Annotated in this window: 12 protein-coding genes; 4 read left to right on the plus strand and 8 right to left on the minus strand. The window is 66.0% G+C overall.

All coding sequences use genetic code 11. The features are described 5' to 3' along the window. Positions 1–28: 28 nt before the first annotated feature. On the minus strand, positions 29–349 hold the full coding sequence (locus ACOJTD_RS25585; RefSeq protein ID WP_420135657.1) for an ArsR/SmtB family transcription factor: 321 nt from the start codon (positions 347–349) through the stop codon (positions 29–31). A gap of 135 nt (positions 350–484) precedes the next feature. On the opposite strand from ACOJTD_RS25585, the gene ACOJTD_RS25590 reads away from it, so the two are divergent. After that, complete coding sequence (locus ACOJTD_RS25590) at positions 485–688, plus strand: YgaP family membrane protein (protein WP_420135658.1); 204 nt, start codon at positions 485–487, stop codon at positions 686–688. 195 nt (positions 689–883) lie between these two features. Here the strand turns inward: ACOJTD_RS25590 and ACOJTD_RS25595 are convergent, their stop codons facing one another. From ACOJTD_RS25595 to ACOJTD_RS25605, 3 genes are all read right to left on the minus strand, one after another. Beyond that, a complete protein-coding gene (locus ACOJTD_RS25595) occupies positions 884–1,264 on the minus strand; it encodes a NifB/NifX family molybdenum-iron cluster-binding protein (protein WP_420135659.1) in 381 nt (126 codons plus the stop codon). A gap of 209 nt (positions 1,265–1,473) precedes the next feature. Continuing rightward, complete coding sequence (gene petA, locus ACOJTD_RS25600; protein WP_420135660.1) at positions 1,474–2,007, minus strand: ubiquinol-cytochrome c reductase iron-sulfur subunit; 534 nt, start codon at positions 2,005–2,007, stop codon at positions 1,474–1,476. 35 nt (positions 2,008–2,042) lie between these two features. Continuing rightward, a complete protein-coding gene (locus tag ACOJTD_RS25605; protein ID WP_420135661.1) occupies positions 2,043–2,624 on the minus strand; it encodes a PadR family transcriptional regulator in 582 nt (193 codons plus the stop codon). Positions 2,625–2,881: 257 nt separating this feature from the next. Between ACOJTD_RS25605 and ACOJTD_RS25610 the strand changes: the two genes are divergently transcribed. After that, a complete protein-coding gene (locus ACOJTD_RS25610) occupies positions 2,882–3,079 on the plus strand; it encodes a hypothetical protein (protein ID WP_420135662.1) in 198 nt (65 codons plus the stop codon). Positions 3,080–3,097: 18 nt separating this feature from the next. Here the strand turns inward: ACOJTD_RS25610 and ACOJTD_RS25615 are convergent, their stop codons facing one another. Together ACOJTD_RS25615 and ACOJTD_RS25620 are read right to left on the minus strand one after the other, a co-directional pair. Continuing rightward, complete coding sequence (locus ACOJTD_RS25615) at positions 3,098–3,862, minus strand: sulfite exporter TauE/SafE family protein (RefSeq protein ID WP_420135663.1); 765 nt, start codon at positions 3,860–3,862, stop codon at positions 3,098–3,100. A gap of 293 nt (positions 3,863–4,155) precedes the next feature. Next, positions 4,156–7,344 (minus strand): autotransporter domain-containing protein, encoded by a 3,189-nt coding sequence (locus ACOJTD_RS25620; RefSeq protein ID WP_420135664.1) that lies wholly within the window; start codon positions 7,342–7,344, stop codon positions 4,156–4,158. Positions 7,345–7,809: 465 nt separating this feature from the next. On the opposite strand from ACOJTD_RS25620, the gene ACOJTD_RS25625 reads away from it, so the two are divergent. Both ACOJTD_RS25625 and ACOJTD_RS25630 read left to right on the plus strand, forming a co-directional pair. Beyond that, the gene (locus ACOJTD_RS25625; protein WP_420135665.1) at positions 7,810–8,583 is read left to right on the plus strand and encodes a hypothetical protein; all 774 of its coding nucleotides are present in this window, start codon (positions 7,810–7,812) and stop codon (positions 8,581–8,583) included. Between the two features lie 88 nt (positions 8,584–8,671). Next, positions 8,672–9,352 (plus strand): hypothetical protein, encoded by a 681-nt coding sequence (locus ACOJTD_RS25630; RefSeq protein ID WP_420135666.1) that lies wholly within the window; start codon positions 8,672–8,674, stop codon positions 9,350–9,352. Between the two features lie 215 nt (positions 9,353–9,567). On the opposite strand, the gene ACOJTD_RS25635 is transcribed toward ACOJTD_RS25630, so the two are convergent. Beyond that, on the minus strand, positions 9,568–10,113 hold the full coding sequence (locus ACOJTD_RS25635) for an adenine phosphoribosyltransferase (protein ID WP_420135667.1): 546 nt from the start codon (positions 10,111–10,113) through the stop codon (positions 9,568–9,570). A 135-nt stretch (positions 10,114–10,248) separates the two neighbouring features. After that, on the minus strand, positions 10,249–12,411 hold the full coding sequence (locus ACOJTD_RS25640; RefSeq protein ID WP_420135668.1) for an anthranilate synthase component I: 2,163 nt from the start codon (positions 12,409–12,411) through the stop codon (positions 10,249–10,251). Positions 12,412–12,651 lie beyond the last annotated feature (240 nt).

A 12,651-nucleotide genomic window follows, 5' to 3' on the forward strand; every position in this document is an offset into this window, starting at 1 on the left:
GCCGCCGATGAGGTCGCGCATCTTCATCTCAGGCCTCTGCGGATTTTCTCTTGGCCGGCGCGGCCGCGGTGGCCGGGCAATACAGCCGGTACAAAGTGATCAGGAGTTCGCGGGCAGGCTCGCTCGCGATCGAGTAGTAAATCGTCTGGCCGTCGCGCCGCGCGGCGACGAGGCCGTCCTTGCGCAGCAGCGCGTGGTGCTGCGAGACGGTCGAGTCGCGCAGCCCGAGCAGTTCGGCGAGCTCGCCGACCGAGCGCTCGCCGTCGATCAATTGACAGACCAGCAGCAGCCGGTGCCGGTTCGACAGCGCCTTGAGCAATTCGCTGGCCTGATCGGCGGCGGCTTCCATGAGACGGGCCTTTATCTTCATAGTTGCGTATATAAGATTATACGAATATATTGTCAACAGACGGGCGCCCACGGATGCTGTGGCCGTGCCCTTCACGAAATTAGTTCTGCAACGACGTTTTAAAGGAGCAACACGATGAATCTGGATCGCGCCGTTCTCGCTTTCGCCGGCTGCGTGGTGCTGACGAGCCTGGTGCTCGGCTGGCTGGTCAGCCCTTACTGGCTGCTGCTGACCGCCTTCGCCGGCGTCAACATGATCCAGGCCTCATTCACCGGCTTCTGCCCGGCCGCGATGGTGTTCAAGAAACTCGGGATCGGCAGCGGCACGGCGTTTTCATAACGCAAGCCGTTTGTCATGGCCGGGCTTCACCCGGCAATCCGCCTTCATCGAAAAGGTTGCTCTTGCCAGGCCTTTTATAGCAGCGCGCGATGGATGCGCGGGCCTTCGCCGCGCCGAAGGGGCTTCGGCCCCGCAGGCGGGTCAAGCCCGCGCATGACGGCCACCAACCTCAGTGCGAGCAATGTCGCGAAGGACCTAGTGACCGCAATTGCAACCGCAGTCGCCCTCCGCTTCCTCGTGATCGTCCGGAGCCGGCGGCGGCAGAGTGCCGGCGATATAGGCCTGCACCGCGGCGACCGGATCGGTCTCGGCGGTGGTGACGGCGCGGACGCCGCGGGCCGCCATGCGGGCGATGAAGCCTGCGCCTGCGCTGCCGGCGATCACCGCCTCGACGCGGTCGAGCGGATGCGGCTGCCGTTCGTCGAACTCATGGATCGATTGTTCTTTCGGCAAGTCGAGCCGTTGGACTTCGCGCGGCGCGCGGCCGTGGGCGGCATCGAACAACATGAAGCGACGGCTTTTGCCGGCGTGGCCGGTGACGGTGCGGAAATTCTGGCTGGCGACTGCGATGAGCATGATGGGGCCTTCTTGAAAACGTACCGCTAATAGATGTCCGGTGAGTCCCGGGCCCTCATGGTGAGGAGCATCGCGCAGCGATGCGTCTCGAACCATGAGGCGGCACGGACTTGCGCCATCCTTCGAGACGCCCCGGCTGCGCCCTGCGGGCTTCGCCGGGGCTCCTCAGGATGAGGGCGGTGTGTGGGGCAGAGGCCGCTTAGCCGGCCTCAGGTCTCGCCGATGATGATCTGCGTATCGGTGGCGAATTTGTACGGGACCAGCGGCAGGTTGGCCGGCGCCGGGCCGAGGCGGATGCGGCCGGATGAATCGTATTGCGAGCCGTGGCACTGGCAGAACCAGCCGTCGTAATTGCCTTGGTGCTCGGTCGGCACGCAGCCCAGATGGGTGCAGATCGCCGACACAACCAGCCACTGCTCCTTGCCGGGCTTGACCCGCGCCGAGTCCGGCTGCGGATCGCGCATGCTTTTCCAGTCGGCGGTCTGGGCGGACTGGATTTCCTTCGGCGTACGATGGCTGATGAAGATCGGCTGGCCGCGCCAGAACACTTTCACCACCTGGCCCTCGGCGATCGGCGCCAGATCGACCTCGAGCGGGAAGCCGGCCGCGACCGTGGAGGCATCGGGGTTGAGTTGCGCCACGAACGGCCAGACCAGCGAGGCGGCGCCGACCGCCGCGATGGCGCCGGTGGCGAGAAACAACACGTCGCGTCGGTTGGGTGGTTCGGAAGTAATTGCGGTCATGATGGTCTCCTTGGCGGGATCGCCCGCCGTCGTTACTAAACCTTGCGCAGTTCGCCGGCGGCGCGGGCCAGCACCGCGACCAGTTCGGCTTCGTTGTCGGGATCCCGGGCAATCTGCCGGGCCACGACGGCCCGCAGATTGTCGAGCGCCGCGCGCAGCAGCGGCGACAGATCACCGGCATCGCCGCCCTCGCCGTTCTGCTGCTGCATCGTCTCGCGGAACGCGGCGAGCCGCTCGAACACCGCATCGGCCAGCGCGCGGCTGGCGGCGAGCTGATCACGGCCGTCGTCGGTGATGACGTAGAGTTTCTTGGCGCCTTCCGGCTGGGCGATCACCTGCCCGGTTTCCTCGAGGAAAGTCAGCGTCGGATAGACCACGCCAGGACTCGGCGCGTACCAGCCGGCAGTCCTCTCCTCGATCACCTTGATGATGTCGTAGCCATGGCGCGGCTGCTCGGCGATCAGCGCCAGCGCGATCAGCTTGAGGTCACCCTGCGCCAGCATGCGGCCGGCTCGAGAGACCTCTCCGCCCATGCCACGCCCGCCGCCGCGGCGCGCCCAGCGGCAGCCGGGCATCCCGAAACCGCACCGTCGTCCGCCGTTGTCGAGGCCGTCCATCGGGCTCTCCTGAGTAAGATATATCTTCCCTATGTCCGGCAATTTGCGGCTGTAAAGATATATCTTAGTGATCGGACGCCTTCGGCCAAAAATGGTGCGATCGTAGTGTAAGTAACTGTTTTGGATTACCTTTCAGCCGCTCTCGTTTGATCGAGATCAATACCCGGAACAGGCCCCGACCTAACGTCCCGAGGCTTTCCAAATGCCCGGCCGCAGCTTCGCGCGCCGCCGCGGCGACCGACACTCAGGAGACGGACATGTTCAAAGTCGCGGTGGTGCTGTGGATCATCGGCGGCGCAACGCTGACCGGGATGATGCTGATCGCCATTCTGGCGGTGCCCAGCCTTACCGAGCACGCCATGCAGTGGATCCCGCGCGCCGTGGCGGCGGGCTTCGTGCTGGCAATGCCGATCTCCTATCTGGTGGCGCGTCAGATCGCACCGACGGCGCGCTGATCGCTCCGGGCCGGGTGATTACTTCGCGCCGATCAGGCCAAGGACACCCTGTCCCATCAGCGCCGTCGAGACCACGAACAGCAGCGCGTAGGCGATCTTGTAGAACAGCCCGGTCGGCATCCGCCGCACCAGCCAGATGCCGAGCATGTTGGCGGCCGCCGCCAGCGGCAGCAGCGCGATCGAGGTGGCGAGGTTGGCCGGATTGAACTGGCCGAGCAGGATGTAGGGGCCGATCTTCAGCACGTTGAGGATCGCGAAGAAGATCGTGGTGGTGCCGACCAGCACCAGCTTGGGGAATTGCAGCGGCAGCATATAGACCTGATAGGGCGGGCCGCCGCCCTGCGTCATGAACGACGTGAAGCCGGACACGCCGCCCCAGAATACGCCCGCACCGACCGAGCCTTTCGCCGGCGCGAGCTGCGGCCGCAGCCAGACGTTGAGTACGAAGGCGACGCCGACGCCGCCGACGATCAACCGCACCACATCGTCCGACACGATCGCGGCCGTCCACCACGCCACGCCCATGCCGATCAGCGCCCCCGGCAGCATGATCTTCAGGCTGCGCGCGTCCCAATGATGCCGATAGACATAAAGAGAGATCATGTCCTGGCTGATCAGCACCGGCAGCAGCAGCGCCGCAGCCTCGAGCGGCGGCAGGAACAGCGCCAGCAGCGGCGTCGCCGCGATGCCGATCCCCGAGAAGCCGCCTTTCGCGAGTCCAAGCAGGATCACCGCCGGAACCGCCGCGACATAGAACCAGGGATCGGTGATGATCGACGACAAGGAAACTCGCGAGGGAACGCCGCCGGAGGGCAGCACTGGAGAGGAAAGCGCGACTGCGCTCCCGATCCATGCGGCACCCGGCTGCCCGTCGCAAGTGAAACCGAACGGCGTGACGGAAGGTGGCGCTGCACGGCGGACGTGGCTGAGGTCGACGTCCCGCCAAGCTCCGCGTCATTGCGAGCCACCGGGTCGGCGCGGAGCGCCGCCCGATGACAGGCTCCGCGAAGCAATCCAGTGGCTGTGCACGGCGGTGGATTGCTTCGTCGCTGCGCTCCTCGCAATGACGGTCAGGCTTAGAACGACACCTTGACCCGGCCCGTCACCAGATGGGTCACTGCATCGCTGCTGCCGACGATCGCGTCGTAGCCGAGCGACACCAGCGTCGCCTGGCCGAGCCGGCCGGTGACGCCGGTCCCGAACACGCCGCGGTCGCGGATGCCCTGGCCGGTGAAGGTGGTGAACACGCCCGGCAGCGTCGGCTCGACGAAATTGGCGTCGATGCCGCGGACGCCGTCCTTGAATTCGTGCAGCCAGGCGAGCCGCAGTTCGGGCGTCAGTACGCCGTTGCTGGTCTGCAGGTCGCGGGCGATGCGCGTGCCGACGCTGGAGCGCAGCGACTCGGTGCGGTCGGCCCCGACGTTCAGCGCGGTGATGCCGCCGGTTTCAGTGAAGGCGTCGGTGGCGACGCGGGTGTATTGAAGGCTGACCTCCGGGGTGACCAGGAAGCCGCCGACCGTCCGCAGGTCGGTGCCGATCGCGCCGCGCACCGTGTAATGGTTGCCGTCGAAGCGCGAGCTGTTGGCGGTGCCGAGCGCGACGCGCTTGTTGTCGTAGCCGTCCCAGCCGTAGAAGCCGACGACGTTGGCGTACCACCATGGCGCGCGGTAGCTGCCATAGCCGCCGACGCTGCGGCTGGTGATCTTGGTGGTGCTGCCGAGCGCATCGAGGTCGCCGCTGGTCAGCGCGTAGCCGCCGAACGCACCGAGCACCCAGTTGTCGGACACGCGCCAATCGGCGCCGGCAACTACGTTGGCAGTGGTCGAGCGGAACGCGCTGACGTCCGGCCGCGCACCCTCGCGCGAATTGCTGAGGCTGGAGCCGACGAACACGCCGAAGCTCGGATCGACAGCGGCGCGCAGCGGCGGCGCCTTGGTGGGCGCATAGGCCAGCGCATCCGCAGTAGCGCCCCAGCCCGAGGCTGCCAGCGCGTCGCGCGTATTCCAGGCGCCGAGCGAAGCCAGCGTGCGCTCCATCGTCGAGCCGGGCGCGCCGAACATGCCGGCATCGGCCATCGCTAGCGCGGCCCCGGCGCCGCCAAGATCGCTGCCGACACCGAACCGGCTCTGCATCATCCGCTGGTCGATCAGCGTGCCGGTCTGCGACGCGGTGTTCAGCGTCATCCGGCCGAGCGCCTGATACGAGGCCGGCGACAACTGCGCCAGCGCCGCGCCGACATCGGCCGCGCCTGCCACGCTGTCGATCAGCGTCAGCGCATCGGCACTCGCCGCAACGCTGTTGGAGAGGTTGTCGAACAGCCACGCCGGGCCGGCACTGCCGGGCTTGGATGCGCTGGCGAACGCCGAGAACGACGGCGCGAACGCGTTCACCACTTCGAACGAGGTGTACAGCGTGCCGCCGATATTGACGGTCTGGCCGGCCGCGAGTTGCGCCCGCTTGGCGTCGGACAGGCCGACCTTGTAGTAGTTCAGCGTGTCGGTGCCGGCGCCGCCGTTCACCAGGCCGACGATGCGCGAGGTCGGCATGATATTGACGGTGTCGTTGCCGCCTTCCATGTTCACGGCGCGGCCGTTGTTGCCGATGATCGTGCCGTAGTTGGTGAGGACGTCGTTGCCCTCGCCCATCTGGATCGCCGAGCCGTCACCGCGGATGAAGCGTGCCGAGCCGGTGCCGGTGTAGCTGACGCCGTCCAGCGTGCCGACCGAGCGGGTGTCCGGCGTGCCGTTCTGCAGCAGCACCACGGCGTTCGGATCCGGGATCGCGCCGTTGCCGATGATCGTGCCGTAATTGACGATGGTGTCGTTGTCGGCCGTGGTGCCGGTCTTGTTTTCGAGACGGATCGCGAAGCCGTTCTGGCCGACGATGGTGCCGCCAGCGTAGTTGGTGATGGTAGTCGCCGCGACGCCGCTGCGGGTGCCATCGGTGTTGGAGTCGTTGTTGACGACGATGCCGTAGGACGCGCCCGAGATGGTGCCGTAGTTGGTGATGGTGCCGCCGCCGATCGACAGGCCTTCGCTGTTGTTCAGTCGCCCGCCGGAATCGTAGCCGCCGGCGCCGGTGCCTTCGATGATCCCGTAATTGGTGATAGTGGCGGCGAAATCCACGTCGACGCCGTCGCCATCGCCGGTGCCGCTGCCGTTGTAGGCGCCGGTGATGCGGCCATAGTTGATGACCGTGCCGGTGCCGTCGGACCCGACGCCCGAGCCGTTGCGGCCGATGATGGTGGCGCCGGATTCGTTGGTGACGGTGACATTGGCGTCGGTGGTGATGCCGTGGCGGAAGCCCGAGATGGTGCCGCCGGATTTGTTGATCACCGTCCCGGAATGACTCTGGAAGTCGATGCCGTCATTGCTGCTGCCGACCGCGCCGTCCGAATAGATCAGGCCGTAATTGGTGACGGTGGCACCCTCGCCGGGCCGCACCGCGTCGGCCGCGGTCGAGCGGATCACGCCGGTGGTGCGGTTGATGATCTGCACCGTGCCGGAGGAGATGTCGTTGAAGTCGATCGCCTGACCGGTACCGGTCGACCAGATCGTGCCGGCATTGTCGACCGTGAAGCTGCCGGTGGTCGCCAGCGTGGTGGCGGTGACGCGGATGGCGTCGTCCTGCGACTGGATCACGCCGCCGGCATTGTTGATCACCGTGAACGCGGTGACGGTACCGAGATTGCTGATGTTGAGATTGATTGCGCGGTTCGCGGTCGTGGTCGCGTCGATCAGGCCGCTGTTGACGATGGTGGTGCTGCCGGAGCCGGGCCGGATCGCGTCGTTGCCGAGCGCGCGGATGATGCCGCCGGCGGCGTTGTTGATCTGAACCGTGCCGGTCGACGAGGTGTTGCTGGCGAAGTCGAACACCTGCCCGGTCGACGAGACGATGGTGCCGGAATTGTTGACCACCACCGTGCCGTTGCCGATCGAGGTGTTGAGGCGGAACGCGTCGTCGACCGTCGAGATCAGCGCGCCGGCGAAATTGTTCAGCGTCAGGCTGCGCGGCGGATTGGCGCCCGAGGTGTCGATGCCGCGGTTACCGGACGAAATCGTCCCGGAGTTATTGATGACGACGCCGGCGGCCGGCCCGGTGAAGGTGATCGCGGTGCCGGTGACGTTGAGGGTGCCGCCGGACTGGACCGTGCCGGTATCGGTGCCGGTCACGGTCTTGGCGGTGGTATCGGTGCTGCCGGAGGACACGTTGAACGAGGCGGCACCGGCCGGGCTCGTCAGAATTGCACCCAGGCTCAGAAACACGAGCCAACTCACGCTGTTATGCCACCGCCGCATCACACCACCCGCCGCCAAAGTTAAGTTTGTCTTAAATGTGGCAGTTGACGGTTGCGTGACAGCGCGTCCCGAATTGCACTCTTCGGCTATCGGCGTGCGCCTTAGACGGAGCACCTGAGGCCTCAGGGTCACGCTCACCGTCTGCAGCCCGTCGTGGCAATTGGTCCGGACGCGGGCGATCAAGCGATCCGCGGGGAGAGCAAGGTTTCGGCTGGGAACACGGCGGCATCCTCGCACGACGCGGCACCACCTCAGCCCGACGATGCGACGAGTTGCGGCTGGCGGGGCGGTTCGACAATGTTTTGTTGAGATTGCCGCTGTCGGTGCGGCCTCGACATTGAATTATCCCATGTTTCTGCCATGTTCGCGCCCAAAGCAGGGACATGCACCGCGCTCCGCGGTGGGGGATCAACGGGCCCGTAAAGGAATCTCATGGCGAAGCCAGCAGTCATCGTCGTCGGCGCAGACAAGGGCGGCGTGGGCAAAACCACGGTGTCGCGCACCCTGCTCGACTATTTCAGCGCCAACAACGTCCCGACCCGCGCCTTCGACACCGAGTCGCCGCGCGGCACGCTGAAGCGCTTCCATCCGGCCATCACCGAGATCGTCGACATGACGTCGACGGCCGACCAGATGAAAATCTTCGACACGCTGAACAGCGCCGCGCCGTCGGTCACCGTGATCGACGTCCGCGCCGGCCTGCTGTCGCCGGCGCTCGCCTCGCTCCGCGACATCGGCTTCCTCGACGCCGCGCGCTCCGGCCAGATCACCTTCGCGGTGTTCCACATCCTCGGCCCGTCGATCGCCTCGCTGGACGAAATCGCCGAGACCGCCAACTTCATGATCGGTGCGAAGTACTTCCTGACGAAGAACTTCATCAACAACACCAGCTTCTTCGAGTGGGACCAGGCGACCTACAATTCGTACTTCCACCGCATCAAGGACGCCACCGAGCTGACCATCCCGAAGCTCAACGAAATGGCGTATGAGCAGGTCGAAGTGTCGTCGGTGCCGTTCCTGAAATTCGTCGCCAACAAGGGCGTCAACGACGAGCCGGCCAACTACTCCTTCGTGCTGCGCGGCTATGTGCGGCACTGGCTGGCCAATGTCTGGAGCGAATTCGACCGCATCCGCCTGACCGACATCGTCGGCAAGGACAAGGGCGGCCGCACGACCGACGTGGCGGAAGCCGGCGGCGAGAAATAATTCGCTTCACTGCGGATTTTGGCTATATCGGGCCAGACATCTTCCGGGCGGTCGAGATGCGGCCGGCCGGAAAGCTCGATCGAAGCCAATGTCCCCCAGCGCCTCCCGCACTCCGGTCTACATCATCTGTTCGCCGCGCCCGTTCGTCGGCAAGACGCTGATCGCGCGGCTGCTCACCGAATTTCTGTATCTGGCGCGCGGGTCGGTGACGGCATTCGACGTCAACGTCAAGGAACCGTCGTTGCTCGACTATCTGCCGCGACTGACCGAGACCGCCGAGGTCGAGGACACCTTCGGCAAGATCCAGCTGATGGATCGGCTGATCGTGCATGACAGCGTCGCCAAGGTGATCGACCTCGGCTTTCATGCCTTCGACGAGTTCTTCGGCACCTTCGCGGAGATCGGCTTCATCAAGGAGGCGGCCCGGCGTCAGATCGCCCCGATGGTGCTGTTCCTCGCCGATACCGACCGCAACTCGGCACGATCCTTTGGTACACTGCAGGACATCGTTCCGCCGAGGCAGCTGATCGTCGTCGATAACGAGCAAGTGTTGTTCGGCGAGTTGCCACGCATCTACGCACAGGGGCGCCTGATGCGCATCCGCGCGCTGCCGCCGTTCCTCAAGACCTATATCGAGCGGCTCAGCTTTTCATTCACCGGCTATCTGCGCAGCGAGCCCGACACCTCCACCGAACTCAACCAGTGGATCCGCCGCAACTACACGGCGTTCCGCGATCTCGACCTGGAGATGACGCAGGGGCGGCCTTAGTCAGTTGGTGTCCCAGGCGCCACGCAGCGCGTAGCGCTGCTTCGCAGACCCGGGATCCCGGTTCGGCGATTTTGACGACGACAACAACCGGGGCCCCGGATCAGCAGCGCATCACGCCGCAACGGCGGCGCGCTGGGCAGCATCCGGGGCACGATGTGGAAATGATCAATCCCGCCGCACCGTCCTCACCGCCTCTTCAGGGAGAGGTGAAGAGTTCAGTGCCCGCCGAATTCCATCAGGGTCCGCACCGGGACGCCCATGCTGCGGATCTTGGCGGCGCCGCCGAGGTCGGGCAGGTCGACGATGAAGCAGGCGGCGACGACTTCGGCGCCGATGTGGCGCAGCAGCTTGATGGCCCCTTCGGCGGTGCCGCCGGTTGCGATCAGGTCGTCGACCAGGATCACCTTCTCGCCGGCCTTCAGCGCGTCGACGTGAATTTCGATGATGTCGGTGCCGTACTCCAGCGCGTATTCCATCGAGACGCAGGTGTGCGGCAGCTTGCCCTTCTTGCGGATCGGCACGAAGCCGCTCGACACCTGATGGGCGATCGCGCCGCCGATGATGAAGCCGCGCGCCTCGATGCCGGCGACCTTGTCGATCTTGGAGCCCGCCCAGGGCTGCACCAGTTCGTCGACGGCGCGGCGGAACGCGCGCGGATCGCCCAGCAGCGTGGTGATGTCGCGAAACATGATGCCGGGTTTGGGATAGTCCGGAATGGTCCGGACACTGGCCTTCAAATCGTGGGCAAGCTCGGGGGTCATCGGCGCGGGTCTCTGTTGCGGAGGGATCAATTCATCGGGGGACGGCCGAGGCAATCCGGCAATTCGGATAACCGTCGCCGGGGGAGATAGCAGCGCACCCCCGGCGGTACACGCGTTTGGATCAATTTCGCAAGCTCAGTTCAAGGGCTGGCCGAGCCGGAACGCATTTTCGACGATCCGCAGTCCCACCCCGCCGCCGAGTGACATCAGCGATTCCGGATGGAACTGGACGCCGCCAACCGGCAGCGTCTTGTGCTCGATCGCCATCGCCACCCCGTCCTCGGTGGACGCCGTGACCGTCAGTTCCTTCGGCATGTCGCTCATCTCGACATAGAGCGAGTGATAACGGCCGATGGTGATCTCATTCGGCAGCCCATGCATCAGCGTGCCGCCCCGGACCTGGATGCGCGACGGACGGCCGTGCGCCGGTTGCCGCAGCTGGCCGAGCGTGCCGCCGAAATACTCGCCCATCGCCTGCACGCCGAGGCAGACGCCGAAAATCGGCATCTGCTTGCCGAGCGCCGTGTCGATGGTCGACTTGATGCCGAAATCCTCCGGCCGCCCGGGACCGGGCGACAGGACCAGCAAATCGTAGGCATTGTCGGCCAGCATCTTCTGCGCATGGACGTAGCGCACCACGGTGACCTGGGCGCCGACCTGGCGGAAGTAGTCCGCCAGCATGTGGACGAAACTGTCGTCGTGATCGATCAGCAGCACCTTCTTGCCCGAGCCGGTGGCGTCGGGCGCCACCGCCGATAGCGGCTTCGGCGGATCGCCACGCAGCGCCTGGAACAGCGCCGCCGCCTTGACCTGGCATTCCTTGTCCTCGGCGACCGGATCGCTGTCGAACAGACAGGTGGCGCCGACGCGCACTTCGGCGAGCCCGTCCTTCATCCGGATGGTGCGGATGGTCAGGCCGGTGTTGATGGTGCCGTCGAAGCCGACCACGCCGAACGCGCCGGCGTACCAGCGCCGCGGCGTGCGCTCATTGTCCTCGACGAACTGCATCGCCCACAGTTTTGGCGCGCCGGTGACGGTGACGGCCCAGGCGTGGGTGAGAAACGCATCGAGCGCGTCGAAGCCCGGGCGCAGCATACCCTCGACGTGATCCACGGTGTGGAACAGCTTCGAATAGGTCTCGATCTGCCGCCGCGCCAGGACCTTGATGGTGCCCGGCACGCAGACCCGCGCCTTGTCGTTGCGGTCGACGTCGGTGCACATGTTGAGCTCGAACTCGTCCTTCTCGGAGTTCAAGAGCTTCTGGATCTGCTCGGCGTCGCTGATCGCATCGACACCGCGGGCAATGGTGCCGGAGATCGGGCAGGTCTCGATGCGGCGGCCGTCGGATCGGACGAACATCTCGGGCGAGGCCGACACCAGGAATTCGCCGTCGCCGAGATTGAGCAGACCGCCATAGGGCGACGGGTTGATCCGGCACAGCCGCTTGAACACTTCGGCCGGCGAGCGCTCGCACGGCTCGCCGAACAGCTGGCCTGGCACCGCCTCGAACAGGTCGCCCCGGGCGAACGCCTCGCGCGCCACCTCGACCACCTTGGCGTATTCGCCCGGCGCGTGGTCGGCGAAGCCCTGACGGCCGGTCTGGGTGTAGACGCTCTCGCCGGTCGCGGCCGGCAGGCCGGCGGTCAGCTTACCCTTCCAGGCAAATTCGTAGGCGATATTGACGCCGCGGCCGGTGGCGCGGTCATAGGCCAGCAGCCGGTCCGGCACATACAGCACGCTGGCGCGCGGGTCGGCCTCGCGGGCACGCTTCTGCTGGAGCTCCTCGAACTGGAACACCAGATCGTAGGCGAAGGCGCCATACAGGCCGAGCATCGGGTCGGCCGGCGAAGCAAAGGCCGCGACCAGCGCCCGGACCAGCGAAATCGCGCTGGCGCGGCGGGTCCGCTGATCCTCGTCCACCGGCGCCTCGCCGCGGACGATCCGGCCGGTGATTTTCGTAGCGCAGGCCTGCTCGACCACGATGCTGGGCTCTTCCAGCCGGTCGGACAGGAACGCGATCAGCACCTCGCCGCGCGGGTTCAGCGCCTCAATGGAAAACTGGTCGGCCCGTGTGGTCAGCGCCAACGGCGGATCGGCGAACCCGAAATCGAAACTTTCGTAGCGGCCCGGCACCGTGGTGCCGGACGACAGCATCACGCCACGGCGGCGGTCGAGCAGATCGATCAGGTCATCGAGCGCCTGGCCGCCGGTGAAGGCCTCGACCGTGCGAGACACGGCGAGACCGGCGGCTGTCTTGTAATCGCTCTGGGCGGGCAGCGAAAAAACGGTCCTGTTCATGGCATCCTCTTAAGCAACTTGCCGGAGGAACGCCACACAGGACAAACAAAAGCCGCCTCGCGTGGCGGCCTCAGGACGATCAGAAAACGGGGGATCGCACGGCCACCTCTGGTTAGGAGGTGCGCCACCAACGACGGGAAACGGCGGGGCGGGACGGCGTGGACATGGCCGGGAGAGCAGCACCCGGCGGGGGCGGAGTCAAGGCGCGCCCTGATCAGACTATGGACGGACTTCCCTCTC

Origin of the sequence: Rhodopseudomonas sp., assembly GCF_048594845.1 — a bacterium.
In the GTDB taxonomy this organism is placed as follows: Bacteria; Pseudomonadota; Alphaproteobacteria; order Rhizobiales; family Xanthobacteraceae; genus Rhodopseudomonas.